At 58.8% G+C, this 26,320-nt stretch carries 25 protein-coding genes; 6 read left to right on the plus strand and 19 right to left on the minus strand.

Annotation, left to right across the window (positions count from 1 at the left end):
- From A3K90_RS01580 to mraZ, 16 genes are read right to left on the minus strand one after another with little or no spacing between them, the layout of a single operon-like run.
- The gene (locus tag A3K90_RS01580) at positions 1 to 1,299 is read right to left on the minus strand and encodes an acetyl-CoA hydrolase/transferase family protein (RefSeq protein ID WP_303680844.1); all 1,299 of its coding nucleotides are present in this window, start codon (positions 1,297 to 1,299) and stop codon (positions 1 to 3) included.
- 29 nt (positions 1,300 to 1,328) lie between these two features.
- Positions 1,329 to 2,639, minus strand: a complete 1,311-nt coding sequence (ftsZ, locus tag A3K90_RS01585; protein ID WP_303680845.1) for a cell division protein FtsZ — start codon at positions 2,637 to 2,639, stop codon at positions 1,329 to 1,331.
- A gap of 38 nt (positions 2,640 to 2,677) precedes the next feature.
- Complete coding sequence (gene ftsA / locus A3K90_RS01590) at positions 2,678 to 3,985, minus strand: cell division protein FtsA (protein ID WP_303680846.1); 1,308 nt, start codon at positions 3,983 to 3,985, stop codon at positions 2,678 to 2,680.
- 24 nt (positions 3,986 to 4,009) lie between these two features.
- On the minus strand, positions 4,010 to 4,855 hold the full coding sequence (locus A3K90_RS01595) for a cell division protein FtsQ/DivIB (protein ID WP_303680847.1): 846 nt from the start codon (positions 4,853 to 4,855) through the stop codon (positions 4,010 to 4,012).
- 49 nt (positions 4,856 to 4,904) lie between these two features.
- On the minus strand, positions 4,905 to 5,450 hold the full coding sequence (locus A3K90_RS01600; protein WP_303680848.1) for an FAD-binding protein: 546 nt from the start codon (positions 5,448 to 5,450) through the stop codon (positions 4,905 to 4,907).
- Entirely contained in the window at positions 5,437 to 6,858 is a 1,422-nt protein-coding gene (murC, locus tag A3K90_RS01605) for a UDP-N-acetylmuramate--L-alanine ligase (protein WP_303680849.1), read from the minus strand. Before murC ends, A3K90_RS01600 begins: the two co-directional genes overlap by 14 nt.
- 42 nt (positions 6,859 to 6,900) lie before the next feature.
- Positions 6,901 to 8,010: an undecaprenyldiphospho-muramoylpentapeptide beta-N-acetylglucosaminyltransferase gene (murG, locus tag A3K90_RS01610; protein ID WP_303680850.1), complete on the minus strand. Its 1,110-nt coding sequence runs from the start codon at positions 8,008 to 8,010 to the stop codon at positions 6,901 to 6,903.
- Positions 8,007 to 9,203 carry an FtsW/RodA/SpoVE family cell cycle protein gene (locus A3K90_RS01615; protein ID WP_303680851.1) on the minus strand — a complete coding sequence of 399 codons (1,197 nt, stop codon included), beginning with the start codon at positions 9,201 to 9,203 and terminating at the stop codon, positions 8,007 to 8,009. Before A3K90_RS01615 ends, murG begins: the two co-directional genes overlap by 4 nt.
- The gene (gene murD / locus A3K90_RS01620) at positions 9,200 to 10,582 is read right to left on the minus strand and encodes a UDP-N-acetylmuramoyl-L-alanine--D-glutamate ligase (protein WP_303680852.1); all 1,383 of its coding nucleotides are present in this window, start codon (positions 10,580 to 10,582) and stop codon (positions 9,200 to 9,202) included. The genes A3K90_RS01615 and murD overlap by 4 nt, the downstream gene beginning before the upstream one ends.
- Entirely contained in the window at positions 10,579 to 11,685 is a 1,107-nt protein-coding gene (gene mraY, locus A3K90_RS01625; RefSeq protein ID WP_303680853.1) for a phospho-N-acetylmuramoyl-pentapeptide-transferase, read from the minus strand. Before mraY ends, murD begins: the two co-directional genes overlap by 4 nt.
- A gap of 10 nt (positions 11,686 to 11,695) precedes the next feature.
- Complete coding sequence (murF, locus tag A3K90_RS01630) at positions 11,696 to 13,126, minus strand: UDP-N-acetylmuramoyl-tripeptide--D-alanyl-D-alanine ligase (protein WP_303680854.1); 1,431 nt, start codon at positions 13,124 to 13,126, stop codon at positions 11,696 to 11,698.
- On the minus strand, positions 13,123 to 14,694 hold the full coding sequence (locus tag A3K90_RS01635; RefSeq protein ID WP_303680855.1) for a UDP-N-acetylmuramoyl-L-alanyl-D-glutamate--2,6-diaminopimelate ligase: 1,572 nt from the start codon (positions 14,692 to 14,694) through the stop codon (positions 13,123 to 13,125). The genes murF and A3K90_RS01635 overlap by 4 nt, the downstream gene beginning before the upstream one ends.
- Complete coding sequence (locus A3K90_RS01640; protein ID WP_303680856.1) at positions 14,691 to 16,712, minus strand: penicillin-binding protein; 2,022 nt, start codon at positions 16,710 to 16,712, stop codon at positions 14,691 to 14,693. Before A3K90_RS01640 ends, A3K90_RS01635 begins: the two co-directional genes overlap by 4 nt.
- A gap of 26 nt (positions 16,713 to 16,738) precedes the next feature.
- The gene (locus A3K90_RS01645; RefSeq protein ID WP_303680857.1) at positions 16,739 to 17,200 is read right to left on the minus strand and encodes a hypothetical protein; all 462 of its coding nucleotides are present in this window, start codon (positions 17,198 to 17,200) and stop codon (positions 16,739 to 16,741) included.
- Positions 17,197 to 18,180: a 16S rRNA (cytosine(1402)-N(4))-methyltransferase RsmH gene (gene rsmH, locus A3K90_RS01650; RefSeq protein ID WP_303680858.1), complete on the minus strand. Its 984-nt coding sequence runs from the start codon at positions 18,178 to 18,180 to the stop codon at positions 17,197 to 17,199. The genes A3K90_RS01645 and rsmH overlap by 4 nt, the downstream gene beginning before the upstream one ends.
- Positions 18,180 to 18,641, minus strand: coding sequence for a division/cell wall cluster transcriptional repressor MraZ (gene mraZ / locus A3K90_RS01655; protein WP_303680859.1), 462 nt, complete (start codon positions 18,639 to 18,641; stop codon positions 18,180 to 18,182). Before mraZ ends, rsmH begins: the two co-directional genes overlap by 1 nt.
- Positions 18,642 to 18,773: 132 nt before the next feature.
- On the opposite strand from mraZ, the gene A3K90_RS01660 reads away from it, so the two are divergent.
- From A3K90_RS01660 to A3K90_RS01685, 6 genes are all read left to right on the plus strand, one after another.
- Positions 18,774 to 19,298: an NYN domain-containing protein gene (locus A3K90_RS01660; RefSeq protein ID WP_303680860.1), complete on the plus strand. Its 525-nt coding sequence runs from the start codon at positions 18,774 to 18,776 to the stop codon at positions 19,296 to 19,298.
- 30 nt (positions 19,299 to 19,328) lie between these two features.
- Entirely contained in the window at positions 19,329 to 19,658 is a 330-nt protein-coding gene (locus A3K90_RS01665) for a chorismate mutase (protein WP_303680861.1), read from the plus strand.
- A 14-nt stretch (positions 19,659 to 19,672) separates the two neighbouring features.
- Positions 19,673 to 20,689 carry an endolytic transglycosylase MltG gene (gene mltG, locus A3K90_RS01670; protein WP_303680862.1) on the plus strand — a complete coding sequence of 339 codons (1,017 nt, stop codon included), beginning with the start codon at positions 19,673 to 19,675 and terminating at the stop codon, positions 20,687 to 20,689.
- A gap of 113 nt (positions 20,690 to 20,802) precedes the next feature.
- Complete coding sequence (pgk, locus tag A3K90_RS01675; RefSeq protein WP_303680863.1) at positions 20,803 to 21,996, plus strand: phosphoglycerate kinase; 1,194 nt, start codon at positions 20,803 to 20,805, stop codon at positions 21,994 to 21,996.
- A gap of 61 nt (positions 21,997 to 22,057) precedes the next feature.
- Complete coding sequence (locus tag A3K90_RS01680; protein WP_303680864.1) at positions 22,058 to 22,873, plus strand: rhomboid family intramembrane serine protease; 816 nt, start codon at positions 22,058 to 22,060, stop codon at positions 22,871 to 22,873.
- 29 nt (positions 22,874 to 22,902) lie between these two features.
- A complete protein-coding gene (locus tag A3K90_RS01685; RefSeq protein ID WP_303680865.1) occupies positions 22,903 to 23,337 on the plus strand; it encodes a YkvA family protein in 435 nt (144 codons plus the stop codon).
- A gap of 8 nt (positions 23,338 to 23,345) precedes the next feature.
- On the opposite strand, the gene rlmD is transcribed toward A3K90_RS01685, so the two are convergent.
- From rlmD to A3K90_RS01700, 3 genes are read right to left on the minus strand one after another with little or no spacing between them, the layout of a single operon-like run.
- Positions 23,346 to 24,776, minus strand: coding sequence for a 23S rRNA (uracil(1939)-C(5))-methyltransferase RlmD (rlmD, locus tag A3K90_RS01690; protein ID WP_303680866.1), 1,431 nt, complete (start codon positions 24,774 to 24,776; stop codon positions 23,346 to 23,348).
- 12 nt (positions 24,777 to 24,788) lie between these two features.
- Positions 24,789 to 25,724, minus strand: coding sequence for an ROK family protein (locus A3K90_RS01695; RefSeq protein ID WP_303680867.1), 936 nt, complete (start codon positions 25,722 to 25,724; stop codon positions 24,789 to 24,791).
- On the minus strand, positions 25,711 to 26,313 hold the full coding sequence (locus tag A3K90_RS01700; protein ID WP_303680963.1) for a phosphatase PAP2 family protein: 603 nt from the start codon (positions 26,311 to 26,313) through the stop codon (positions 25,711 to 25,713). The genes A3K90_RS01695 and A3K90_RS01700 overlap by 14 nt, the downstream gene beginning before the upstream one ends.
- Positions 26,314 to 26,320 lie beyond the last annotated feature (7 nt).

A 26,320-nucleotide genomic window follows, 5' to 3' on the forward strand; every position in this document is an offset into this window, starting at 1 on the left:
CTAGCAGCATATCGATGACTTACTGTAGGCCCCGTAGACGGCATGTGCCTCCCTGCAGATATCCTCGCGGAAATCCGGGTGGGCGATGCTGGCAAGCGCTTCAGCCCGCTGGCGCAGGTTCTTGCCATGCAGGTTGACAATGCCGTATTCAGTCACCACGTACTGCACATGGGCACGGGTTGTCACCACTCCGGCACCCGGCTGTAGGCGGGGGACAATCCGCGAGAGCCCCTTTCGCGTCGTCGAAGGCAGCGCAATGATCGGCTTGCCGCCGGGAGAAAGTGCAGCACCTCTTATGAAGTCCATCTGGCCGCCGACGCCGGAGAAGTGCCTCTGGCCTATCGAATCCGCACAGACCTGGCCGCTCATGTCGATTTCAATGGCGCTGTTGATGGCCGTAACCTTCGGGTTCTTGCGGATCTCGCGGGTGTCGTTCACGTAATCGGAAGGAAACATCTCCACGAGCGGGTTGTCATCGACAAAGTCATAGAGGCGGCGTGTTCCGACAAGGAAGCTCGCCACGATGATGTCGCGGTGGGTGTTCTTCTTCGAGCCATTGATCACCCCTTTTTCCACCAGTTCGACGACACCGTCCGAAAACATCTCGGAGTGGATGCCTAGGTCGCGGTGCCCGGAAAGAGCCGCAAGTGCAGCGTCAGGAATGGCTCCGATGCCCATCTGCAGTGTCGCTCCGTCTTCGACGATGCCCGCGATATGGCGACCGATGCTGAGTTCAATCTCGGTCAGTTCATGCGCCGGGGTCTCGGGAAGCTGGTCATCGACATCGACCATCGCATGGATCCTGCTGACATGCAGCATCCCCTCGCCATGAGTACGAGGCATATTTGGGTTCACCTGAGCAATCACCAACTTTGCCCCGTGGACTGCGGCAAGGGCGGAATCGACTGAAACGCCAAGCGAACAGAATCCGTGGCGGTCAGGAGGGGAAACATGTACAAGGGCGACGTCGAGAGGAAGCACGCCGTTCAGGAACAGCGATGGAACATCGGAGAGAAAGACTGGAATGGCGTCCGCATCGCCCCCCTGGACAGCAGAACGGACGTTCCGGCCGACAAAGAGCGAGTTCAGACGGAAGCTCTCACGGTATTCAGGTCGCACGTAGGCAGCCTCTCCTTCCGTGTGAAGGCTGACGATCTCCACGTCTCTCAACTCATCGGCCCTCCCGACCATGGCGTCGATGAGCCGCTGCGGAGTTGCCGCTGCAGTATGCAGAAACACCCGATCGCCCGACTTTATTCTGGAAACCGCCTCCTCAGCGGAAAGCGCGTGATACTTCATGACAAGAATTGTCTACCAGAAAAACCCTGTCAGATCCAATTTTTGGTTCGGCGAAGATGGGCCGGAAGATCTGACTGACTTTTCTGAATTATATCTTCATGTTCTCCATTCCGTCCGGCGGAGGCACGACCGAACCCGCCGCCCTGGCCATCGGTGACTCGCCCGGCCGCATCATACGGGCCGGATATCTGGATGTTTTTTCTAATGTATGCGGGAACCCGGAGATCCTCGTCCGGCCTTTCCATAGCCGCGCCCTGCGGAGAGGCGAAGGGCATATTGTGTGGACGGTTCTGCCGGGGCTGGACCGTCCGCATGCCGGACATCATGGCTTGCGGCTCCTCCCGCTCGCGGGGCTTTGGCGGCTCCTGATCCTTGCGCTTGAAGCCGGTGACGATAACCGTCACCCGGACTTCGCCGCCGACGAGCTGCTCGTCGACATAGCCGTTGATGATCTTGGCCTCCCCTCCGGCCTGTTCAGCGATGAAGCTCATCGCCTCCGAAAGGTCGCGCATGCTAACCCCTCCGGTGATGTTCACCAGTACCCCTTTCGATCCATTGATGGAGATGCCCTCGAGCAACGGGCTACCGAGCGCGTCCGAGGCGGCTTTGAGGGCGCAGCGCTCACCGGCCGCTGCCGCCGAGCCCATAACCGCGTCTCCTGCACCCGACATGATGCTGCGTACGTCGGCGAAATCCACATTGACATGGCCATGGCTCGTAATGATATCAGCGATGCCCTTTGCTGCGCGGTAGAGGACATCATTTGCCATGTTGTAGGCTTCGGTAGCACTGACCCCCTCTTCGGCAATACTGAGTATCTTTTCGTTTTCGACGATGATCAGGGTATCGATGTACTTGCGCAGTTCAGCAATACCTCCGTCGGCGATGCGGGCTTTCACGTCGCCCTCGAACCCGAACGGGCGCGTGACCACGCCGATGGTGAGGATGCCCATGTTCCGGGCGATTGAAGCGATAACCGGAGCCGCACCTGTTCCGGTGCCCTTACCCATGCCGGCGGTGATGAAAACCATATCGGCGCCCTCGAGCTGGGAAGCGATAATGTCGCGGTCATCATCTGCAGCCTGTCGACCCTGAGCAGGATCTGCTCCGGCACCGAGCCCTCCCGTAGCCCGCCGTCCAATCTGCACCCGAAGCGGCGCCTTGGAGTTTAAAAGTGCCTGGCGGTCGGTGTTCATCACGATGTATTCCACTCCGCTGATCTTGCGGTCGATCATGTTGTTGACGGCGTTTCCGCCGCAACCTCCAACGCCGACAATCCTGATGGTGACGCCCTTGGACTGGTCGCTGTCGAACAGGCCCGGATCGAGTTCAAATGCCATGGCTTATCGCCCTCCCGTTTCGTGTTCCGCAGTTCGCCTCACAGCTGCTCCCAGAATTTCTTGAATCTGTTGAGGATTTTCTGGCCGAATCCGTCGGGAGCATCCTCAGGCTCAGTCTTCGGAGGAGGATGAGGAACCGATCCTCCCACGGGCTTCGCTTCAGTCTGGTCAGGCGTCATCGGCTCATCCATAAGCGCATGCTCGAATGCATGGCCGACAAGCCCCGTGACGGTCGCATAGATGGGACTCTCGACAGCACCGCGGATTCCGCCGGACACCCCTTCAGGGCACCCGGTTCTGACATCGAGCCCCAGAATACGCGAAGCAAGAGGCTCCGTACCCCGAAGCAGCGCCCCTCCGCCTGTGATTATCGCTCCGGCGTTAAGGGCATCGTAGAGGCCCGACTGCTTGAGGGAGTCGCGGACCATCTCGAAAATCTCCGTCATGCGGGCCTCGATGATGATGGTAAGGGAGCTTCTCGGGAAGTATTTCTGGGGGCGCCCCTCGATGCCCTCCACTACAAGCTCCTCGTCCTGGCCGCTTTCGGGACCGTAGGCGCATCCATAGGTAATTTTCAGATCCTCGGCGATGCCGTGAAGTGTCTTCACCCCGTAGGCGATATCGCCGGTGACATCGTTTCCGGCGACCTTGATGACGTCTGAATAATGTATCGCCCCATCAAGATAGACGGCAACCTCGGTAGTACCTCCGCCGATGTCGATGACTGCCACGCCGCTTTTACGCTCGCTTTCCCTGAGTACGGCAAGCCCGGAGGCGATGGGCTCGAACGTGATGGCGCCGACCTCCAGCCCAGCTTTCTCAACGCACTGTCGGATGTTGCGGATCTTCGTCTTCTGACCGACCACGATGCAGGCGCTGCCCTTCATGGTAGTGCCAGCCATCCCTATGGGATCGGGGAGGCCTTCCTGATCGTCGACGGTGAAGGTCTGCGGAATGACATGGATGATTTCATTCTCGATGTCCAGATAGCGGATGTTTGAACGGGCTTTCTCAAGGAACCTGCGCACATCCGACTCGGTGACCACGCCGGTCTGGTTGATACTGATCTCGGATGTACTCGGAATGCAGTGCACATGAGTACCCGATATACCAACATTCACCCTGCCGATCCGGATGGAAGACTCCCTCTCGGCATCGGCAACGGCAAGACGTATGGCTTCGACCGTTTTATTGATGTTGACGACAGTGGCCCGCTGCAAACCCTCAGAAGCCGCAAGGCCGCGGCCAAGAAGGTTAAGCTTCCCTCTCGCGTCCTTTTCGGCGACAACGACACACACTTTGGTTGTCCCTATATCGAGACCAACGGCAATATTGCTTTTGGGCATTGTGTCTTTTCCGTGCATGATGTTCTACAGGGGCACTTCCGGTGGGGCCTCTCGGACCGGGGAATCCGTGGTGAAAACCCGGTCCCGGAATCGCAGGTCCACCGTCTCATAACTTCCGAAACCTTTCTTTGCTACAACCTTTCGCCAGAATATCTCGAATTTTTCCAACTTTTCCTTGAAGTCCCCGTCATTGCCGACAATAAAGCGGGCCGGGTCCCCTGCAACCGTAAAATACGTTAGTCCTGCACCATCGACATGCAGCCTGCGGACGAGAAGCCCGGCATAAGGAGCATCGGCAAGCGCGTCCACGAACTGCCGGATCACCACCGCCGCCTTGCCTTCGATCCGCCGGAAACCCCGTTTCATGGGCCTTGTTTGTGCGATGCCCGACACGGTGAGGAGTCTCTGGAACTGTGTCCTCCTCAGCATTGTGCGCGGCATCAGCACCCCCTCTCTATCGAGGGCCGAAGCAACTCCATCGACTATAGTGAGCGCCATCGGCCGGCGCTCTTTCAAGGTAACACGCAGGATTCCGTTAAGCTCCCGGTTGACTGAGGCATCCTTCACCCACGCAATTGCGTTGACCCTTCCGGCAACTTCCGCTGTGTCCACACCATCCATCGTTCGGCCGAGATGGCTCGCAAGGGCGGACTCCACGTCTCCGGCTGCCACGATGTCGGCCCCCTCCACCACGATGCTCCGAACCCGTACATCCTCTTCCCACGACGAAGCGCTTTTCCAGAGCCATCCGAGCAGAAGGAGCACCGGAAGAAATACCAGAATAAAGGCTTTTCCTCCTCCTCCCGATTTGGGAGCCCCATCCGGCCGCTCCAGGGGCCGGGAAGCGCTGCTCTCCTCGGAATCAGTCATAAGAAACAACAGTTTCGGTATTATTACAACAGCTGCACAAAATAAATATTCACGATTTGCGCCCCAGGCGGAACGCGACGGATAGTATCACTTCACCCTCACCAAAGCCGTCGGGCTTCACCCGCCGCGCCTCGCCGTTGCGGAACAGTTCAAGCCACTCGACCTGTCCGTACAGCTCAGAACAGAACGAGCAGCACCGCATGGACAGAGCCCCGCCAACACTCCCTTCCGTATGCCTCTCGGGCAATGCTTCGGGAAGGGCCATTTCCAAAGGAAGGTCGCTGAGGAGGGTTCCTGCTCCGGCGATGACGCGCCCGGCCGTCACACTCACCCCTTGCAGCGCACGATGCGAGAGTATGACCGCTCCGCGGAACCCTGCTCCACCGTCATTCAGGCGTGAACCGGTACCCACAACCCTGAAGGGCTGGTCACTCTTCTGAAAATAAAGAATGCTCCTGCAGAAATCAGCCTTCCCTTCAGGAATGACGAGAACGTCGGCTGGCCCGCCCCTGCGGGCAACAGTATGGTCAGCCAGGGGCTCGCCGATGTGCAGGTCGCCCCGGACATGCTGCCGCAGTTCCTTAAGCCCGAGCATGGCCCTCCCCGCCGGAAACCCGGTCTGCTATCTCTGTTGCAAGCTGAGTGATATCGCCCGCACCCATGAGAAGAAGGATGGTACCTCCCGGACCCGGATCAGCCCCTTCGCTGAGAACGGCAGCAAGCAGCTCATCCCGATCCGGAACGAAATCGACCTGTCGTCCGCCGGCCCTCCGGACTGCCTCAGCCACCAAGGCACCATCAACACCCGGAAAATCCTCCTGCTTCTCACGGGAGGGATATACAGCCGCAACGTACACGCTGTCCGCCCGAGAGAGCGCCCAGCCATATTCGTCGGCGAACTCCACAGTCCTTGAAAACAGGTGCGGCTGGAACACGGCAACGACCCTGGCTTCCGGCCAGCCGCTACGGGCTGCCTTCACAGTAGCTTTCACCTCCGAAGGATGGTGGGCGTAATCGTCGACGACCATGAGCCCATGCTGATCACGGTACTTCATCTGGAAGCGCCGGCGCATGCCGCTGTAACGGCCGAGCCCCGCAATCAGCCGTGCCGGCTCAATGCCGAGCTCAAATCCCGCGGCAAATGCCGAAAGGGCGTTCAGTACGTTGTGCCGTCCGGGTACGTTGATGCGGACTCCGGGATAGGCGGTGCCGAACGCCGTGAGGGTGAAGGTCGCGCTCCCGTGGTCCATAACGATGTCACCGGCCGTCACATCGGCCGGCTCCTCGATACCGACAGTCGTCAGGCGGCGGTTCAGGGAGCCGATGATCCTGCGGATCTCCGGCCAGTCAACCGAGCAGATCACCCTTCCGTAGAAGGGGACTTTGTTGGCGAACTCTATAAAAGAACGCTTCAGTTCATCAAGGGTGCCATAGGTGTCCATGTGCTCCGACTCCAGGCTGTTGAGCACCGCAATGGTGGGAGTCAGCTTCAGAAACGCGCGGTCGAACTCGTCGGCCTCAATCACCATGTAGCGGCCCTCGCCGACGACGGTGCTGCCTTTCAGATAGTCGGATACCCCGCCGATCATCACCGTCGGCGATTCTCCCGACTCAATCAGCATGGTGGCGATCATCGCCGTTGTCGTCGTCTTTCCGTGGGTACCGGCCACGCAGATGCCCGATTTGTAGCGCATCAGCTCACCGAGCATCTCGTCGCGCTTGACAACGGGAATACCTGCTTTCAGCGCCTCCGAAATCTCGACATTTTCATCCGCCCGGACTGCCGACGAGTATACCACCACATCGCAGTCCGCCACCTGCCCGGCTTCGTGGCCGCGGTAGATGACGGCGCCGTGCTGCCGCAGCTTGTCGGTCACCTCCCCCGTCGACAGGTCTGAGCCGCTGACGGCAAAGCCCGATTTCAGGAGAAGTTCGGCAATCGCGCTCATGCCTGCCCCTCCAATCCCCACGATATGCACGCGTTTCGTCTTTCCAAGTTCCATAGTATTACGGTCCCTTTTGTGTGTATCCGGTTAATTGTCCGGTTAATTGTCCGATGAATGTTCTTCAGCAAGTTCGATGATCCGGCCGGCAAGAATACGGGCGGCTTCAGGCGCCGACAGCCGACCGGCTTCCTCGCTCATCCTCTGAAGGTGCTCCCTATCGCGGAGCAGGGCTATGACGCCCTGAATGGCCTCAGGACTGCCGAGGTCCCGATCCTCTATCATGAGAGCTGCCCCCGGAACGGAAAGCGCTCTGGCATTGTGGCGCTGGTGGTCCCCCGTAGCATGCGGATAAGGCACCAGCACCGAGGGCTTCCTGAGATTCGTCAGTTCAGCTATGCTTGAGGCTCCCGCACGGCACAGAACAAGATCTGCCGCGGCATATGCACTCCCCATATCCGCAATGTAGGCACCAATCCACAGGTTCCGGCCGGGACTGACCTCTTTTGCGATCCGCTCGAAGTCCAGCGACCCGGTCTGCCAGATGAGATTGGCGCCAGCTGTCAGCCTTCCGAGGTTCTCAAGGACTGCATTATTGATTGCACGAGCACCGCGACTGCCGCCGAACACGAGCAGCGTTGGAAGAAGAGGATCGAGCCCGAACGCTGCCCTTCCGGCACCACTCTCTTGCTGCGGAAAACTGCGGGCAGGATTGCCGGTCAGGAATACACCCTGTTTTTTCATGAGGTATCCTGGAGCCTCCCTGAACGCGACATGCACCTGACGGGCAAGGATCGAAAGCAGGCGGGTGGTGACGCCGGGGAACGCGTTCTGCTCCTGGATCAGCGTTTTCCTGCCGAGCAGCTGGGCGGCAAGCAGCACCGGTGCGCTGACAAAGCCTCCCGTACCGACCACCACGTCGGGGCGCTCCCTCCGGATCAGTGCCGCCGCCCTGAAGAGCGAAGCCGCAAAATCGGCAAGGACCCCGACATTGGATAAAAGGGTGCTGAGCGACCCTCCGCGCTTCAGCCCGCGAACGGGAATGAGGTGCAGCCGGTAACCGAGCCGCGGAACCTCCCCCGCCTCAATTCCCGAGGCAGTACCGGCAAAAGAGAGTTCGACACCGGGCACCATCTCTTTCAGCATGGCGGCCATGGCGACAGCGGGATAGAGGTGGCCTCCGGTGCCCCCTCCGGCAAACAGTATGTTCATGGGAGGCTCCAGTCCAATGGTTCAGCTCCGGTTTCAGTGGAGGGTTCTCGTGTTGTTTCCGCCGCCTTGTCATGCATCCGTTTCCGGTGCCGGGAAATACTGAGCAGGATTCCCACACCGAGCGAGTTGAAAAGCAGGGCGGTACCACCGTAGCTTATGAACGGCAGCGCAACACCGGTCGTCGGGATGAGGTGGCAGGCCACGGCAATGTTGATGAAGGCGAAAAGGGTGATGGCAACGGTGATGCCGAGTGCGACAAACCTTCCGAAGAGATCCGGAGCGTGCTTGGCGATGATCAGCCCGCAGATGAAAAAGCCCGCAAACAGCAGCACGACCGACACTGCTCCGATGAATCCGTACTCCTCACCGATGACGACAAAGACGAAATCGTTGTAGGAAAGCGGAAGATAGAGCTCCCGCTGCTTGCTGGCCCCGATGCCAAGCCCGAAAAGCCCCCCGTTGCCGAGCCCGATGAGCGCCTGAACGACCTGGTAGCTGAGGCCTTTCGGACTGTCGCTGAAGAACGAGACAAGCCGGGCGATCCGGTACGGAGCAGCAAGAGCGTAGGCTATGGCGATCGGAATGACCAGGGCGCCGGTCGCCAGAAGGTAACGGATGTTCACGCCACCGGCGAACATGAGGATAAAGCCGAGGATGGTGATGAGCGAGGCAGTACTGAAGTTCGGTTCAAGCGCCACGAGCACCGAAACGGCAAGCAGCAGCGCAAGCATGGGGTAGTATCCGGTGTCAAGGTCGCGCACATCTCCCTTCTTGTCACTGATAAACCGGGCGAAGCGGAAGATGATGGCGTATTTGGCAAGGTCGGAAACCTGAAATTTCACAGGTCCGACGCCAATCCAGCGCGCAGCACCATGTATGACACCAACCACCTTCAGGAGCAGGAGCGCCGTCAGGAGGATCAGGCTCACAAGATAAAGCAGCCGGCTTATTTTCGAGAAGAAATGGTAGTCGAAATGACCGACAACGAGAACGACTGCGACTCCGGCAATGGTGAAGATGACGTGACGCCAGAGGAAATACTCACTGTTGGAAAACTTGGTTTCGGCCCAACCGGCACCGCTGCTGTAGACGACCACCACCCCGATGCACATCAATACAGAAACAATGAACAGCAAGAGCTTGCCGGCAACGGCCTCGCCGCGTGAAGAAGGCATGTAGGCGATCTCCGTCATTCCTCCAGCCTCCCGACTTCGGACTTGAATCTGCGGCCGCGGTCTTCAAAGTCCCTGAACAGGTCGAAACTCGCGCACCCGGGAGAGAAGAGCACCGTCCGATCAGGCCCGGCTGCCTCGGCGGCAAGCCGCACGGCGTCCTCGAGCGTAGGAGCCTCGACGACCTCGACATCGGCACGGAATGCATCGGCGACTTTTTGTCGCGACTCGCCCATGGCGACGACAAGGACGGCCTTCTCCCGTATGAGGGCGGCAACTGCCGAATAGTCATTCCCCTTGTCACGCCCTCCGGCAATCAGCACGATGCGGCCGGGAACCGCCTCGAGCGCCTGACGCATGGCATTGACATTGGTGGCCTTAGAATCGTTGATCCAGTCCGAACCCCGCTTGCGGGCAACGAACTCCTGGCGGTGCTCGACGCCGGGGAACTCCCTGAGCGCCTGAAGCACCGCATTTTCGTCCAGCCGGAGCGCCCGGACAAGGCCAATCGCTCCGAGGACATTGCTGTTATTGTGGTTGCCGCGGAAGCTCCCTTTCTGGAACTCGGAGGTATGGATCAGCCTCCGAAGGCCGGCATGCACCCATCCGTCTTCAAGGTAAACCCCGGAGGAAGGATCGCCCCCGACGGGCCCCGCCGTAGAGAAAGGCATGGTCGAAAACGGAAAGCCACCCCCGGAAAAACGCGCTCGAAGGATCGGATCGTCAGCGTTGTAGACGAGGGTCCCGGAGGGGCCGAGGTTCATCGAGATGCGGTACTTCGCTTCAGCGTAGCGCATGATGTCGCCACCGTACCGGTCGAGGTGGTCGGGCGTGATGTTGGTTATAAGGGCTGCCTCGGGCCGGAAGGAGCTGCAGCGCTCAAGCTGGTAGCTGCTGAGTTCGACAACAGCAATGTCTCCCTCATCCATCTCTTCGACCAGGGAAGAGAAGGGAACCCCGATATTGCCGACCCCGTAAGCCCGATACCCGGCGAGGCGACCGTCAGCCTCCGCCATCCGCTGTACAAGGGTCGCCGTCGTTGTTTTGCCATCCGTGCCGGTGATGCCCGCAATCCGGGCCCGGCAGAACCATGATGCCAATTCAATCTCACTGTGCACGGGGATTTGACGCCGCTCGAGCTCCCGGATGACCGGCACACCGGGAGGAACACCGGGACTTACGACGGCAAAATCCGCATCGAACACCCTGTCCGAGTGCCCTTCAGACTCGATTTCCGCCCCTATCTGACAGAGTCGGCTTGCAGTATCAGGGTCCATTGCCCCTTTTTCGCTGAGCAGCACCTGTGCGCCGTTATGCACCAACAGTTCAGCTGCAGCGCTCCCGCTCCGTCCGGCGCCGATCACCGACACCCGCCTGCCCTCAAGGTCCGCTCTCTTCATCTGAGTTTCAGTGTCATGAGGCTGGTGAGGAAAAAGAGGATGGTGACGATCCAGAAGCGGATGACGATCTTCTGTTCAGCCCAGCCCTTCAGCTGGAAATGGTGGTGGAGCGGCGCCATAAGGAAAATCCGGCGCCCCTGTCCGAAACGCATCCGGGTATACTTGAAGTAGAGCACCTGCACCGACACCGAAAGGGTTTCCAGAAGAAAGGTCCCCGCCAGCACCGGAAGAAGGAGCTCCTGCTTGATGAGCAGCGCGATGACGGCGATGGCGCTGCCGAGCGCCAGCGATCCGGTATCGCCCATGAAGATCTCCGCAGGGTTGGAGTTGAACCAGAGGAACCCGACAGAAGCCATGACGATGGCCATGCATACCACGGCTATCTCTCCGCCGCCGGGAATGAACGGGATGCTGAGATAGCTTGCGTAGACCGCGTTGCCGGCAAGGTAGGCGAAACCTCCAAGGGCGAAGACCACAATGGCCGAGCTCCCCGAGGCCAGCCCGTCAAGGCCGTCAGTGAGGTTGACTGCATTGGAGAGTGCCGTGATGATGAAAATGACCACAGGGATATAGAAGTAGCCGTAATCGATCGTCAGGTTCTTGAAGAACGGCACGGTAGTCTCCCGCATCAGCACAGAAAACGCAGGGTCAAGACTGGTGTATATGCCGACCACGAGGCCGAGCGAAACCTGCGCGGCGAGCTTCCAGCGGGGGGAAAGCCCGCCCTTGATCTTCAGCACGACCTTGCTGTAGTCATCGATGAATCCGACGATGCCCATCCAGAGAATGGCAAGCATGATCAGCCATACGTGCGGATCGTCGAATTTCGACCAGAGCAGCACTGACACCTCTATGGAAAAAATAATGAGCAGGCCGCCCATTGTCGGCAGGTCTTTTTTCTTCCGGTGTTCGGGAGGAGCCTCCTCCTTGACCGGCTCGATGAAACGCGAGCGGAGGTAGCCGATAAACCACGGGCCGGCCAGAAGGGTTATGAGGAGGGCCGTGATGGCAGCAGCGCTCGCCCTAAAGGTGAGATACTCGACAACACCGAGTCCGGGAGGACTGTAGGTACTGTTGATGTAATGCAGGAGATAGTAGAGCATAGGCCTCCGTTCAGCTTGTTTGTGTTCCCTGTTTCAGTGAGAGTAAAAGCGCCCCGGCCGTCTGTTCCAGGCGCATGCCTCGAGAGCCCTTGAAGAGCACCGCGTCACCGCTCCTGACTTCTTTGAGAAGGGCATGGAGCAATGCATCCCTTCCATTAAAATGCCCCCGGCATCGTTCCGGAAACTCCCGGCCGGCAAGATCGGCAAGCGCGCCGAAAGTAAAGAGCATATCGACGGGAAGGCCGGCAAGATAGCGTCCAACGCTCCGGTGCTCATCCTCTGCAGAGGCCCCGAGTTCAAGCATGTCGCCGATGACGGCGATCCTCCGCCCGCTGCACGGCATATCGGCAAGGGTGTCGAGAGCGAGGCGCATAGAATCCGGATTGGCGTTATAGGTATCGTTGATGATGGTGACACCGCCTTCCTCCGAGAGCTCAAGCCGTTTCCATCCGGATTCGGGAAGGAGGCCTTCGAGGCCCGCCTTCACCTGTGCCGGAGAAAGGCCGAAGTGCAGTCCGACCGCCGCCGCGGCCACCGCGTTCTGTACGTTGTGCCGGCCGGTGAACTGCAGGGAGACATGCTCCCGCATGGCACCAGCCGTGAGGATGAACGATACCCGTCCACCGGGGCCGACGACAACTGATTCTGCGCTGCAGAACCTTCCTTCCGGACTTCCTGTTCCATAGAGAAAGTGACGTTCGGGATCGGTTGCGGCATCCGCGAGGCGAGGGTCATCGGCGTTGACAAAAATCGTGCCCCGGCACCGGTCGAGCCAGTCGAACAGCTTTCGCTCGGCATGGCTGACGCCATCAAGGTCAATGAGGAACTCGAGATGCTCGTGACCGATGTTGGTCAGAAGTCCGTCAGTCGGCCGTGCGATTGCGGTGAGCAGCTCCATCTCCCCGGGATGGTTGATGCCCATCTCAACGACGGCTATTTCGGTGTCGCGTCGCATACCGAGCAACGTAAGGGGAACTCCGAGATGGTTATTGAAGTTGCCCCGGCTCACATGGACCCGGAATCCGGTGCGAAGCACCGCCGCAGTCATCTCCTTCGTCGTGGTCTTGCCGTTGCTGCCGCCGATACCGACAACCGGAATCGGAAAGGTGTCGCGGTAGATCGACGCGAGTTCCTGCAAGCCTTTTTCGGTATCCTGCACTACGATGTAGGCTTTGCCTGGAGGAGGAAGCTGATCGCTCTCCAGGCTGTGCCACTCCCGTGACACCATCGCAAAGTCGACGCCGCGCCGGAACACATCCTGGACAAACTGGTGCCCGTCGGTCGAATCGCCTTTGAGCGCGATGAAGATTCCCGGCCCATCAATCGCCCTGGAATCAATGGCCGCTACCGGATCCTGCACCTCCCTGCGGGGGGGAGCTTCGGGGTTCAGGACCAGCTCTCCGCACTGCCTGAAGTTCTCCCATGTCAATACACCTTTCATTCCCTCGATTCCTGTTCGGGTTTCGTTTTACCGTCTTTGCCTGCAATGCCTGCCGCCAACACCTCACGGTCAGAGAAGTGCTCCCGCACGCCAAGAACCTCCTGATAACACTCGTGCCCCTTGCCTGCGACGAGGAGGATGTCTCCGGGACGAAGCATACCTGCCGCCATGCGGATAGCTGCCGCCCTATCGGCGATGCGAAGGGGCTCGCCTCCACCCATACCCGCCTCAATCTCGTCAAGGATAGCTTCGGGATCCTCGTCACGGGGATTGTCGGAGGTGATGAGCGCAAAATCGGCCATCTCCATAGCAATCCGTCCCATTTCCGGGCGCTTCTGCCGATCGCGGTTGCCGCCACAGCCGAACACGACGATAAGCCTGCCGTCAGGGAGAAGAAGTTCTCGCAGGGTACCGAGCGCCTGTTGGAGCGCATCGGGGGTATGTGCGTAATCGACAATGGACATCCCCCTGATTCCGGGTCCCTCGACCAGCTCCATCCGCCCTTCGACACCGCGAAGCATTGGAACCGATGCAGCGACCGCCTGAACAGGGACGCCGAGCAGATGGGCTGCCGCGACGGCCTCCAGCATATTCATCACATTGAACCGTCCCGGCAGCCGGAACTCCTCTTCCAACTCCACGTCTCCGGGAAATGATAGTGCAACCACCGAGGATCCCGCACCCTGACTGCGCACCAGCGCGCCATAGTTCCGGGCGCACCGAATGCCGCGGGACGGCATGGAGGTCAAAGAGCAACAGGCCCGCTGGTCCTCGGGTACCCTGGCCGCCATAAACGCAGCCTTCGGGTCATCGGTGTTGAATATCCCGAAGCCGCCAGGCGCAAGCTGGTCAAACAGGCTTCGTTTGGATTCCGCATAGGAATCCATCGTTGGATGGAAATCAAGGTGATCCGGCGTCAGATTGGTGTACACCGCCGCATGGAATGCGACCCCGTGGACCCTCTTGAGTTCAAGCGCATGCGAGGAAACCTCCATCGACACCGCACGGCAGCCGCCCTCTATCATCATCCGGAACAGGCGGTGCAGCCCATGGGCCTCGGGGGTGGTCCGTTCCAGCAGGATCTCCCGGTCTCCGATGAGGGCTTTACCCGTACCGATGTAGCCGCAGGCAATCCCGTTCATGGAGAGAATGGAGGAGATGAGGCGTGCTGTCGTTGTCTTTCCGTTCGTACCTGTCACACCGACAATCTTCAGCCGGTCAGCCGGATGACCGTAATATGCCGCCGCAATAAGGCTGAGCGCCCTGCGCGCATCCGGAACCCGGATGCAGGGCGGACCGTTAGCAGAGATATCCACGGGAAAGTCCTCCGAGACCACCGCCGATGCGCCTCCGGCGATGGCATCCTTGATGAACTGTCGGCCGTCAGCGGCAAATCCCCTGACAGCAACAAACAGCGCTCCCGGCTCCACCTCCCGCGAGTCATTGGTGAGGGCCCGAACCATCACGCCCTCTGACCCGCCTGCCACAACCGCATGCGGCCCCATCCCCCGGAGGATCTCCAGAAGAGCGACAGGCTGCATGCCGTCCAATAGGGTGTTGGGGTTCATGAGGGGTTCCTGTTCCTCTTGCTGTGGGCGAGCGTCACCCTTATTTTTCTCCGCTCTTCTACTTTTGTTCCGGGTGCTTCACTCTGGCTCCTGACCAGTCCATCCTGCGGCCCGCTGTACTCCATTGAGAGTCCGAGCCATTTCAGAAGACGCTCGGCCTCCTCACGCGGCATGCCCCGAAGCTCAGGGACCGCCACCGAGACAATGCGATTCAGCTCTGCCTGTTCCGACGAGCGAATGGAGAGATTTTTCTGCATTTCGCTTGAGCAGGCAATCATCCTCGATGCGATTGAACGGAACGAGGGAGCGGCTACAGTGGACGCATAATACGCTGGTTTGGGATCTTCAACAAGTACGATTATAGCATAGAGGGGGTCCTCAACGGGGAAATATCCCACAAACGAGGAGACATATACCGCCGTGCGGTAGGAACCGCCGCTCGCCCGCCGCGCCGTGCCTGTTTTTCCAGCCACACTGATTCCCTGGAGGGAAGCACTCACCGCCGTACCGCTGTCTACAACAGCCTTAAAATATTCTGTCCCTATATATGCGGCGCTCTTTTCCGACATCACCCTGCCGACCCCTTCCGGCTCGAAGCTGCGCACGGTACGTCCACCAGCATCGGCAATCCTCCTGATAATGAACGGGCGCATCCGCTCCCCTCCGTTGGCAAGGGCTGCGTAGGCCTGCAGGATCTGCAGGGGGGTGGTCATGACCTGGTAGCCGTAGCCCATCCATGGAAGTGTGGTGCCGTCCCATTTTTCCAGCGGACGCACGGAACCCGGAAGTTCACCTATAAGGCCGATCCCGGTTTTTTTGCCGAACCCGAACCGGCATACATAGTCGTAAAAGGTCTCTCGTCCGACCTCCATTGCGGTATTGGCCGAAACAATGTTGCTCGAGTACATGACCGCTTCACGGAAGGTGATATTGCCGTATGGCTCGTGGTCCGTGATTCTGAGATTGAAGATCGGCATGACCCCGTTGTGTGCAAAGACCATATCTTCGGCCTTGCGCCCGAGTTTCTCGGTAGCCGCCGTGGCCATAACGATTTTGAATGTGGATCCTGGCTCGAAGCTGTCGGTAACCGAACGGTTTCTGGCTTTTTCAGCTGTCCATGTCGCACGGTTGTTGAGGTTGAAGGTGGGGTTGTTGGCCATAGCAAGCACCTCGCCCGTCCTGACGTTCATGACGATGCCGGTGGCCGCCGAGGCGTTGTAGCGTTCCACGATTCCTGCAAGCTCATCCTCCACGATGCTCTGGATGTCGGCGTCGATGGTCAGCTCGACCGTATTGCCGGTAACGGCAGCTTCCTGACGGGCATCGGGTGCAGGGTACCGGTTCCCTGTTGCAGTCCGCTGATAGATGGTCGTGCCGTCGGTTCCGCGCAGTTCGCGATCGAGCTGTAGCTCAAGCCCGCTGGTGCCCCGGTTGCCGCTGCCGGTCAGACCGATGAGCTGGGCCGCGACATTCAGGTAGTAGCGCTGGTGTTCGCGGTCGTTCCATACACCCGGAATCTTCTCTTGCAGAAGAGGCAGCGCCTTTGCAATGGGAACTTTTCGGCCGAGCACCGCATTGCCCCGCTTTCGCCTCAGCTCTTTGAGGTAGGGGGCGCGACTGCCTCCGAGATGTCGGGCAAACAGGGTGGCGATGGCACCGGAGTTGTCAAAGGTCTTCTGGCGGCGGGTCCGGGGGTCGTTGACCGGACGTCCCTTGCTGTCGAAGAGGGGGGTGCGGCGCACCACCTTCGGATCGGCATAGAACGATACCGACTCGATGCTCTCTGCAAGCATCCGGCCGTGGCGGTCAAGTATGTCACCCCTCCGGGCCGTGCTGGTGACCACCCGCTCATACTGCCTCGCGGCTTTGTCCTTGTAGATTGATCCATTGACGACCTGGATCTTGAAGAGCATAGCGATGATGGCCGTCATGAAGAAGGCGAACAGCAGCATGAGGACGCCGATCCTCCGGCCGAACCCCCGGTCGCTCCCGTGCATCTCTATACGCTCTTCGTTCATGCTCACGCGTCCTTACGTTCTCTCGTTCAGGGTTCGATCTCGACAGGAGGTTCCGGCGAGGGGGCGAGCCCGAGCGCGGCGGCGTCCTTGGTGATACTGTGGATGCTCTGCAGCTCCCTGATCTTCAGTTCCTGGGCGGCAAGCACGCTTGAAGTCAGCTGGATATGGCTCCGGAGCCGCTCATTCTGTAGCGCCAGACTCTTGATGGCAATGGTGCTGTTGATCTGGAACAGGAAAAACCCCGTCCCCGCAAGCAGATACACGAACGAGCGCAACCGCAGAAGGCTCGAAAAATCAAATGAACCCGAACTTTCCTGCAATGCGTCGGCAGGGGCGGGTGATGCTGCCTGCGGCTCCTGTTCTACAGCAGCCTTGGCACCCTCCCGTGCGGGTAAGATGGCGGGAACAGGGGCCGACTGGCTAGGGCCCCTGAAAAAGAATGTCTGGATTCTGCTGAATGACGCAGGCAGCAAGCGCTCGCTGATCACTGGACTCCTCCTGTTTTTTCTGCTACTCTGAGCTTTGCACTCCTCGACCTGGGATTGACCCGGACCTCATCTTCCGATGCAACAACCGCCTTTCGGGTGACAGGGACCAGCACTCCTCTGGAGAGAGGCTCGCGGAGCCCGACGCCTTTCGGCCCCCAGTCGGATTTCGACTGTGCAGCGAAATACTGCTTCACAATCCGGTCCTCGAGCGAGTGATAGCTGATGACAGCCATCCGCCCGCCCGCCCCAAGCAGCGAGACCCCATCCTCGAGGACCCGATGCAGGACATCAAGCTCCCTGTTGACGGATATCCTGAGCGCCTGGAACACCCGCGACAGCGACCGTATGGCCGGCTGGCGGCCATGCACAACGCTCCGCACGATGTCCGAAAGTTCCTCGGTCGAGGAGAGTCGCCCGAGCTTCATCCGTGCGGCAACGACAGCCCGGGCTATCGCACGGCTCCGGGGCTCCTCGCCGTAGCGAAAAAAAATCGTGGCCAGTTCCCGCTCATCCGCCTCGTTGAGGAGGTCCGCCGCCGTCGTGGGCGCCGAACTGTCCATACGCATATCGAGCGGCCCTTTCTGCATATAACTGAACCCTCTCTCAGCCCTATCGATCTGGCGGGAAGAAACCCCGAGATCAAGCAGGATTCCTCTGGCCCGGGGCTCCATCCCTTTCTGCAGGGCCTCCCTCGATGCCAGCCGGGTGATGTCCTGGAAATTGCCTTTCACGGCAACCGCACTCCCGGAATAAGCCGCAAGGCGTGTGCCCGCCTCATGGAGGGCTTCATCATCCTGATCGATTCCGACGAGAAGCGAACCCTCAAGCCAGCCCCCGTTCTCCAGCGCCCGGAGGATGGCCATGGAATGGCCGCCACCACCGAGTGTGCCGTCCACATAAAGACCGGGGCCCCGGACCAGTGCATCTACGCATTCACGAAGAAGCACCGGGTCATGGTAGCTGTCAGGGGATCGGGGCATCAGAAATACCGCCCCGCAAGCGCAGCAAAGCGCCCGCTGCTGCCCTCAAGCACTTCGGATAGCCGTGCCGGCTCCCATACAATCATTTTGGTATCGGCCCCGATGATGACGACATCCCGGGAAATCCCCGCATGGTCAAGGAACTCCCTTGAAAGGGGAATGCGGCCCTGACGGTCGAGTTCGACCATCTCAAGGCTTTCATACATAAGGGTCTTCAGGAGGCGCTCATCCGGATGAAAATCCGAGAGCGCGGAAATAGTTCTGGCCATCTCCTCCCACACGTCGGGAAGATAGAGCTCCAGGGAACGGTCGGGTGACTTCATCACATAGAGTGAAGCCGGCTCCTTTTTGGAGTCAAGGCTCCCAAACGCCTCGGGGAACTTCCTGCGGAACCTCGCAGGAATCATCAGTCGCCCCTTTTCGTCGACCGCATGCCTCTCTTTTCCGATAAAACCTGCCATGGCGACGCTCACTATGCTACGATTGGGCCAAAACCTCCCATTTTTTACCATTTTCCACCACCTCAAATGTATAAAAAAGGATGCACTAAAAAAATATTCCATTATTATAATGGAGGACATGGCCCCCCACTTATGCAATACCGACAGAAAGAGACCGTCGTGGACGGCTACAATCTCATCCACAGCCTGTTCCGCCCCTCAAAGGGAGAACCCTTCGAGCCGCTTCGCAGGCGCCTTGAGTCCCTGCTTGCCGGGTACCGCAGGGCACAGAAAACACCAGTCACCGTAGTCTATGACGGGGACGGGCGGTACCGTGACCAGGATGAAACAGGAGAGGTGCACGTCGTATACACCGCGCGCAGGAAAAGTGCAGACCGATGGATCATTGATTACGCAAAATCGTTGAACACGACGTCAAAAATCCTTACTATTGTAAGTTCGGACAACGAGGTCCGAAGGTACTCCGCGGCATTCGGGGCCAAGTGCATGAGTTCCGCCGATTTCGCGGCGATACTCCTGCCGGGATTCATAGATAGCGCCCCCTCGGGGGAGCCCGGCCTGAACCGGAGGAAGTTTTCAGCAAACCCCCTCCCTGAACGGGAGGTGGACGGGTGGATGCAGCTGTTCGGAGGGAACGAAGCCTGTCGCCGACGCTAAAGACGCTCACCATTAACCGACTGAACACCTATGACGACTGACACCCCCTCCGGCCATGAAGCAGAGTGGCGGGAACTTGACCAATGGCGAAAAAAAATAGACTCGATCGACCGTGAACTCACAGCCCTCCTCGGCGAGAGGCTGGACTGTGCTGAAAAAATCAGCGCACTGAAGTCTATGATGGGCGCAGAGGTGTTGCAGCCCGAGCGTGAAAAAGAGGTCCTCCACAACGTGCTCGAACGGGCCGGTTCGGAAAAGAAGTCGCTCACCCTTGCAAACATATACCGCTGCATTCTCGAAGAGTCCCGCCTCTTCCAGCATGCCTGGAAAAACAGGGCAGGCAACACTCCCAAAGACTGAGCGCCCCACCCCTGATGACACCAAAAACACTCCCCGGCAAAGGCCCCGGAAAGACTGCCATACTTGCCGTCATACTGATTGCACTTGCAGCTCTAGCCTTTTCTACCCTCCCCGGCCTGAACACCTCCGGCGAGACTACCCGCATAGCTGTCCACCGCGGCGCATCCTTCTCCGCAATCGTCGACAGTCTTCACAGGGCCGGCAGCATCAGGCTCCGCTGGCCGGTCACCCTTACAGGGCGCATCGTCCCAGGTCTTCACAACATCAAGCCCGGCCGCTACACCATTCCACCGGGGCTGTCGAGCTACCGCCTGCTCAGCTATATGCATGGCAGCAGCCAGGATGAGGTGCGGGTCACCATACCCGAAGGGCTCGACTTGAAGAAAACAGCTCGCATCATCTCCCGCAATCTTGACATCGACTCGGCGGCTTTCGTAGCTGCGGCCTCCAATCGTCGACTTCTCGACAAACACGGCATCAGGGCAAGCAACGCGGAGGGCTACCTTTTTCCCGGAACCTACAATTTCGCGTGGGCAAGCACCCCTGAAGAAGCAGCAGGGTTTCTCGTCAAACAGTATAGGGCGTTCTTTACCGACAGCCTCAAGGCGGCGGCCGCTCAACAGGGACTCAGCGAAACCGCCCTCCTGACACTCGCATCCATCGTCGAGGCCGAAACCCCCCTTGACAGCGAAAAGCCCCTGGTTGCGAGCGTCTACCTGAACCGCTTGCAAAAAGGGATGCGACTGCAGGCCGACCCCACCGTACAGTTCGCCATCGGCGGAGAGGGCCGCCGCCTCTACTACAAGGATCTTGAAATCGATTCGCCCTACAACACCTACCGGCATAGAGGTCTTCCTCCTGGGCCTGTATGCAGCCCCGGTGCATCATCCATTCTGGCAGTCGTCAACCCCGCCCGAACAAGCTACCTCTACTTCGTGGCGACCGGCAGGGGCGGCCATTATTTTTCCTCCACCCTCAGCGACCATGCCCTTAATGTCAGGAAATACCGCAATGCTCGCCGCATACCCTGAATGTAAACGGGTGAACGGATAACAGGCCCCTCTTATTTCTGTTCCAGATGATTATATTGCCTGTACAATGAACGGGCCACCGGTTTTTGTTTTTTCAACCAATCAAGAGAGCAATGCAGAAAAAGACCTTGTCGGACATAACCATCCAAGGCAAACGGGTACTGATGCGTGTAGATTTCAACGTTCCGCTTGACGGCAACAAAGAAATCACCGACGACAAACGGATCGTCGAAGCCCTTCCGTCAATCAGGAAGGTACTGGACAACGGAGGACGCCTCATCCTGATGTCACACCTTGGCCGGCCGAAAGGAAAGGTCAACCCTGACTACTCTCTGAACCCCGTTGCATTGCGGCTCTCCGAGCTCATCGACACTCCGGTCATCATGGCGGGAGACTGCATCGGCACAGAAGTGATGCAGCAGGCTCTGGCACTGCAGGACGGCGAAGTCCTCCTGCTCGAAAACCTCCGCTTCCACCCTGAAGAAGAGGCCAACGACCCTGAATTCTCCAGAGAGCTTGCCTCGCTCGGTGAAATTTATGTAAACGATGCATTCGGCACAGCCCATCGTGCACATGCCTCGACCGAAGGCATCACCCACTTCGTCCAGACCGCTGTTGCCGGCTACCTGATAGAAAAAGAGCTGATGTACCTCGGAAAAGCTCTTCAGAGCCCAGAACGCCCATTCGTTGCAATCCTTGGCGGATCGAAGATTTCGGGAAAAATCGATGTCCTCGACAACCTTTTCAGCAAGGTAGACACGGTTCTCGTCGGCGGGGCTATGGTCTTCACCTTCTTCAAGGCCCAGGGCCTGGAAACAGGCCGCTCTCTGGTGGAAGACAACAAAACGGAACTTGCGCTTGAACTGCTTGCAAAGGCAAAAAGCATGGGCGTCAGGCTCATCCTGCCCGAAGACGTGATGGCTGCACCCGAAATTTCACCCGATGCTCCTTTCCATGCAGTGTCAGTCGACCAGCTTGCAGAGAACGAGATGGGGGTGGACATCGGGCCGAAAACTGTCGAGACCTATCGCAAGGAGATTCTCGGAGCCAAAACAGTGCTCTGGAACGGACCGATGGGCGTCTTTGAAATCGATAACTTCGCCAGCGGCACCATCGCCGTTGCCGAAGCCCTCGCCGCTGCAACCGCCGAGGGAGCCACAACTATCATCGGGGGAGGCGATTCTGCTGCCGCCGTTGCCAAGGCCGGTCTAGCCGACAGAATGACCCACATATCAACCGGAGGTGGCGCGAGCCTCGAGTTCCTTGAAGGCAAGGAGCTCCCCGGCATTGCCGCCCTGAACGGCTGACACACCCCTTTCCAGAGAACGCCCCCGCCCGACCTGCGGCGGGGACGGTAAACCGCTGCTCATGAGTTATTCGAACCAACCATATCGCCCCGGAGGGTTCCAGGTGATCCCTCCGGCGATCAAGGCCATCATTCTCATCAATGTGGGAGTGTTCCTTTTGGAATCCTTCCCGGCATTCGGCAATGTGCTCCTCTCCGAATTCGCCCTCTGGCCTCTCGGCTCGGGGAACTTCAGGATATGGCAGCCGCTGACCTACCTGTTCCTCCACGGGGGAACGGCGCACATCTTTTTCAACATGTTCGCCCTCTGGATCTTCGGCGCAGAAATTGAGAACCACTGGGGAACGAAGCAGTTCAACATCTACTATTTCACCTGCGGAATAGGAGCGGCCCTTATCAATCTGATCGCGACCATGGGCTCCCTGTCTCCGACCATCGGCGCATCGGGAGCGGTATACGGGATCCTTCTGGCCTTTGGGATGATGTTTCCCGACCGCTATATCTTCCTCTATTTCCTCTTTCCCATCAAGGCGAAGTTCTTTGTCGCCGGATACGCCTTCATCGAGTTCTTCTCCGGGCTCGGAAGCCGCACCATGGGCAGCGGAAGCAACGTCGCCCATTTCGCACACCTCGGCGGCATGCTGATCGGCTGGATTTACATCACCCTGAAACGACGGGACATCAGCATCTCTGATATGCTTGGAAAAGTCCTGCCCAGGAAGAAACGCGGCGGAGCAAAGATCCACAGCATCAGACGCGATGACGAGATGGTGACAGAGGCAGAAATAGACCGGATTCTCGAGAAGATTTCACACAGCGGCTATAGCTCACTCAGTGCCGATGAACGCCACAAACTGCTCAAGGCAGGAAGGAAATAGGTACAGTGGGAGACAACCGGAAGGAAAGAATGGAAACGCCGTCCATTGAAAAAAGCACGAGCCGTGCAGAGAGGGTTATGCAGAACCCCGGCAGGGTGCAGAAGCTGCTTGCCTCTGTCATCAGCAAGTCATCATCGCTCAGAAGCACGGCGATGGTACCCGGTCTTCTGGAAAAAATCCAGCCGCTCTTCCGCATGGTGAAAAGCTATGCTTCCAAAGAGTACCGCGAGGTACCGTGGCAGACCATCGTCCTTGCCGCAGCCGCACTCATCTACTTCGTGGCGCCTTTCGACGCCATCGCAGACTTCATCCCCATTCTCGGATTTGCCGACGATCTGGCCATCGTCTCGGCAGTTCTGGCCTCAATCAGCCAGGACATCGACGCATTCACCGCATGGGAAAAGAAGAAGCATGAGGGGGCCGAAACTGCCGAATTCACAGAAATCGATAACGGGAAGCAGTAACACCCGCCTCAGTTTCGAACGAAGCAGGCCACGCTCTCGATATGCGCGGTGTGGGGGAACATGTCCACCGGTTCCACTGACGCCAGTCGGTAACCCGCCGCCGTAATTTCCTTTCCATCCCGTCCGAGACTTGCCGGATTGCAGCTTACATAGATGATTCTTCGCGCTTCCAGCTGTACCATTGCCTGGAGCGCTTTCGGATGCATGCCCGCCCTTGGGGGATCAGTCACAACCACGTCCGGCCGCCCATAGGCGTCAAGTGTCGGCAGAAGAGTCCCGAAATCCTTTAGGTCGGCCTGGAAGAACACCGCATTGGGTATGCTGTTGAATTCGGCATTAGCTCTGGCATCCTGAATCGAGCTCTCAACCACCTCGAGCCCGACTGCCGTTTTGGAATGCCGGGCCATGAAGAGGGTTATGGTGCCAGTGCCACAGTAAAGGTCGTAGACGATATCCTCCGCTTTGAGCTCTGCCGCCCGAAGTATGCACCGATAGAGGGTTTCGGCCTGGCGGGTGTTGGTCTGGAAGAAAGAGTTGGCCGATATCCTGAAATCCAGTTCACCCAGCCGCTCGGTGATGACGCCGCTGCCTGAAACGATGTACTCATACTCGCCGACAGCCACGGTGTTCGGGCGGCTGGTGACGTTGTTGACAATGCTCATGCGGACCCCCTCCATCGCCGACTCGAGGTGAAGGCGGTATCGCTCCATGAGATCCCGGTCGTACCATGAGGTCACCAGATTAACCATCAGTTCATCCCGCTCTTCACTGTACCGGACGACGAGGTTCCGGAGGAACCCGGTATGTTCTTTGGCCCCGTATGCCTCCAGAGTGTTCAGGAGAGCGAACTCACGCGTCAGGTTGAGGACCCTGTTCATCCCTTCCGTGGCGAGAAAACACCTGTCGATATCAATCACTTTTTCGAAATTGCCGGGAGCATGGAAACCGAGTGCGAAATTTTTCGGCGCCCGCAGGCTGTCGGCGGCAATCTCCTCCTGCAGCAGATAGCGCTTGCTTGAGCAGGAGAACTCAATCTTGTTTCGGTAGTGGACCGGGGTGGGTGCCGGGTGAGCCGGGGTGAGTGGCGGATCCTGGAAGCCGCCGAGATGAGTGAGGGCATCCCGGACCTTCTTCTCCTTATAACGGAGCTGCGCCTCATAGCTGACGTGCATCAGCTTGCATCCCCCGCAGACACCAAAAAAACGACATGGCGGCTCAGTCCGGTCTTCCGAGGGCACAAGCACCTCCACTGCTGCCGCCTCGATGTAGCGCTGGCGAACTTTTCGGACCTCGGCCGATACCCGGTCGCCTACTGCGAGCATACCCGACACCATTACCCCCATACCTGACGGAAGCCTGCCGAAGCACTGCTCTTTTTCAGCCAGATCAGTGATGGTAAGTTCAATGAGGTCACCTTTCCTATACGTTGTATCCGCCATGCCGAAGTGTATCTATTGTTGAATGTTTCTGTCTGCTTTTGCCCTCAGAGCGGCTCCGATAACTCCGGCACTGTCGCCGAGCCTCGGCCGGAGAATCGGGATTTCGAGACGACCGCTGAATAGATGCCGCTCGATTTCCAGTAACGCCTCCTCAGAATACAGCGCGTCGATGTTGCCGACCCCACCGCCGATGACGCAGGCATCGGGATCGAGAATGTTGAGAACAGGGCCGAGCGCTCTACCGAACTGCTCCAGAAGACGCCTGATGGTCTGCTTGGCCGCCTCATCGGTAGATGTCCTGCTCGCAATAGCTTCCAGCGGAAGTTTCACCCCGGAGCGCTCAAAATACCAGCGCTCGAGGGCAGGGCCGGAAATGACCGTCTCCACGCACCCCCTGCGCCCGCAGTAGCACGATTCTCCATCCGGAATGAGCACATTGTGCCCCCACTCTCCGGCAATGCCATGCGCACCTTTTCTGGCCATCCCCCCGGTGACGATGCCGCCACCAGTTCCCGTTCCAAGAATGATGCCGAAGACAGTGGAGGAGGAGGACTTCATGAAGGGGGCTGCCGCCCCGTGGAGCGACTCAGCAAGCGCGAAACAATTCGCGTCGTTCTCGATTGCCACCCGGCAGCCCAGTACCTCGCTGAGGTCCGCAGGAAGATCCCGTCCGTTCAACGATACCGTGTTGGAATTCTTCATGGTGCCGGAGCGCTCATCATACCTGCCCGGCGTTCCGATTCCGACCAGATCGGGAAAGGGCAGCCCGAAACGGGCAGAGATGCCTTCGACAAGTTCACGGACACGCTGAAGGATATGCTCGTAACCACGGTCCGCCTCCGTCTGGATCCGCATGCGGAGCAGTTCCTTCGTTCCCGATCCGATGACCGTCGCTTCGATTTTGGTGCCGCCGAGATCGATGCCCCAGTACTGTTCAGGCTGCCCCATCGCCTCCGCCTTCCGCCAATGGACGGTGCAGGAAATTCTTCATAACCCAGCTGAACGCCAGATAGACAATCGATGCCCATATGGCACCGATCATCATGCCTGCAAGCACATCACCGGGGTAGTGGACACCAACATAGACGCGCGAAAAAGCGACCAGTATGGCATAAGCAATGGTAATCCATGTGAACGTCCGTTCGATGAGGGGACCACGGCGGAAGAAAATCCAGACCGTCGTGGCAACTGCCGACATGTTGGCGGCATGGGAGGAAGCAAACGACCATGAACGTGACTGATCGATGAGCAAACGGACATGCTCCAGTACGAAACAGGGACGAACCCGCGCCACAAGAGGCTTGAGCACCCCTGATGCAGTATAGTCTGAAAGGCCGACGGCCACAAGCGCAAGAATCAATGGGAACAGCCCGCTCCGGCCCCGCTGCACGATCATAAACAAGATGATAAGGGCGAGGATGTGGCCGGAAAGGTTTCCGCTCGTCAGAAAAACCATCAGGTCGTCCAACAAGGGATTGGCCAGCCGGCTGTTCAGTATCCCGAACAGCCACCGGTCGGCTTGTTCAATCAGCAAGATCGGTCTC

The organism is Pelodictyon luteolum (assembly GCF_001622165.1).
GTDB lineage: Bacteria > Bacteroidota > Chlorobiia > Chlorobiales > Chlorobiaceae > Chlorobium > Chlorobium luteolum_B.

What these genes read in the sequence shown, in the direction of transcription:
- A3K90_RS01580 (WP_303680844.1), bottom strand. Translation starts at nt 1,299, where the DNA reads ATGAAGTATCACGCGCTTTCCGCTGAGGAGGCGGTTTCCAGAATAAAG.
- ftsZ (WP_303680845.1), bottom strand. Translation starts at nt 2,639, where the DNA reads ATGGCATTTGAACTCGATCCGGGCCTGTTCGACAGCGACCAGTCCAAG.
- ftsA (WP_303680846.1), bottom strand. Translation starts at nt 3,985, where the DNA reads ATGCCCAAAAGCAATATTGCCGTTGGTCTCGATATAGGGACAACCAAA.
- A3K90_RS01595 (WP_303680847.1), bottom strand. Translation starts at nt 4,855, where the DNA reads ATGACTGATTCCGAGGAGAGCAGCGCTTCCCGGCCCCTGGAGCGGCCG.
- A3K90_RS01600 (WP_303680848.1), bottom strand. Translation starts at nt 5,450, where the DNA reads ATGCTCGGGCTTAAGGAACTGCGGCAGCATGTCCGGGGCGACCTGCAC.
- murC (WP_303680849.1), bottom strand. Translation starts at nt 6,858, where the DNA reads ATGGAACTTGGAAAGACGAAACGCGTGCATATCGTGGGGATTGGAGGG.
- murG (WP_303680850.1), bottom strand. Translation starts at nt 8,010, where the DNA reads ATGAACATACTGTTTGCCGGAGGGGGCACCGGAGGCCACCTCTATCCC.
- A3K90_RS01615 (WP_303680851.1), bottom strand. Translation starts at nt 9,203, where the DNA reads ATGACGGAGATCGCCTACATGCCTTCTTCACGCGGCGAGGCCGTTGCC.
- murD (WP_303680852.1), bottom strand. Translation starts at nt 10,582, where the DNA reads ATGAAGAGAGCGGACCTTGAGGGCAGGCGGGTGTCGGTGATCGGCGCC.
- mraY (WP_303680853.1), bottom strand. Translation starts at nt 11,685, where the DNA reads ATGCTCTACTATCTCCTGCATTACATCAACAGTACCTACAGTCCTCCC.
- murF (WP_303680854.1), bottom strand. Translation starts at nt 13,126, where the DNA reads ATGAAAGGTGTATTGACATGGGAGAACTTCAGGCAGTGCGGAGAGCTG.
- A3K90_RS01635 (WP_303680855.1), bottom strand. Translation starts at nt 14,694, where the DNA reads ATGAACCCCAACACCCTATTGGACGGCATGCAGCCTGTCGCTCTTCTG.
- A3K90_RS01640 (WP_303680856.1), bottom strand. Translation starts at nt 16,712, where the DNA reads ATGAACGAAGAGCGTATAGAGATGCACGGGAGCGACCGGGGGTTCGGC.
- rsmH (WP_303680858.1), bottom strand. Translation starts at nt 18,180, where the DNA reads ATGCCCCGATCCCCTGACAGCTACCATGACCCGGTGCTTCTTCGTGAA.
- mraZ (WP_303680859.1), bottom strand. Translation starts at nt 18,641, where the DNA reads ATGGCAGGTTTTATCGGAAAAGAGAGGCATGCGGTCGACGAAAAGGGG.
- A3K90_RS01660 (WP_303680860.1), top strand. Translation starts at nt 18,774, where the DNA reads ATGCAATACCGACAGAAAGAGACCGTCGTGGACGGCTACAATCTCATC.
- A3K90_RS01665 (WP_303680861.1), top strand. Translation starts at nt 19,329, where the DNA reads ATGACGACTGACACCCCCTCCGGCCATGAAGCAGAGTGGCGGGAACTT.
- mltG (WP_303680862.1), top strand. Translation starts at nt 19,673, where the DNA reads ATGACACCAAAAACACTCCCCGGCAAAGGCCCCGGAAAGACTGCCATA.
- pgk (WP_303680863.1), top strand. Translation starts at nt 20,803, where the DNA reads ATGCAGAAAAAGACCTTGTCGGACATAACCATCCAAGGCAAACGGGTA.
- A3K90_RS01680 (WP_303680864.1), top strand. Translation starts at nt 22,058, where the DNA reads ATGAGTTATTCGAACCAACCATATCGCCCCGGAGGGTTCCAGGTGATC.
- A3K90_RS01685 (WP_303680865.1), top strand. Translation starts at nt 22,903, where the DNA reads ATGGAAACGCCGTCCATTGAAAAAAGCACGAGCCGTGCAGAGAGGGTT.
- rlmD (WP_303680866.1), bottom strand. Translation starts at nt 24,776, where the DNA reads ATGGCGGATACAACGTATAGGAAAGGTGACCTCATTGAACTTACCATC.
- A3K90_RS01695 (WP_303680867.1), bottom strand. Translation starts at nt 25,724, where the DNA reads ATGGGGCAGCCTGAACAGTACTGGGGCATCGATCTCGGCGGCACCAAA.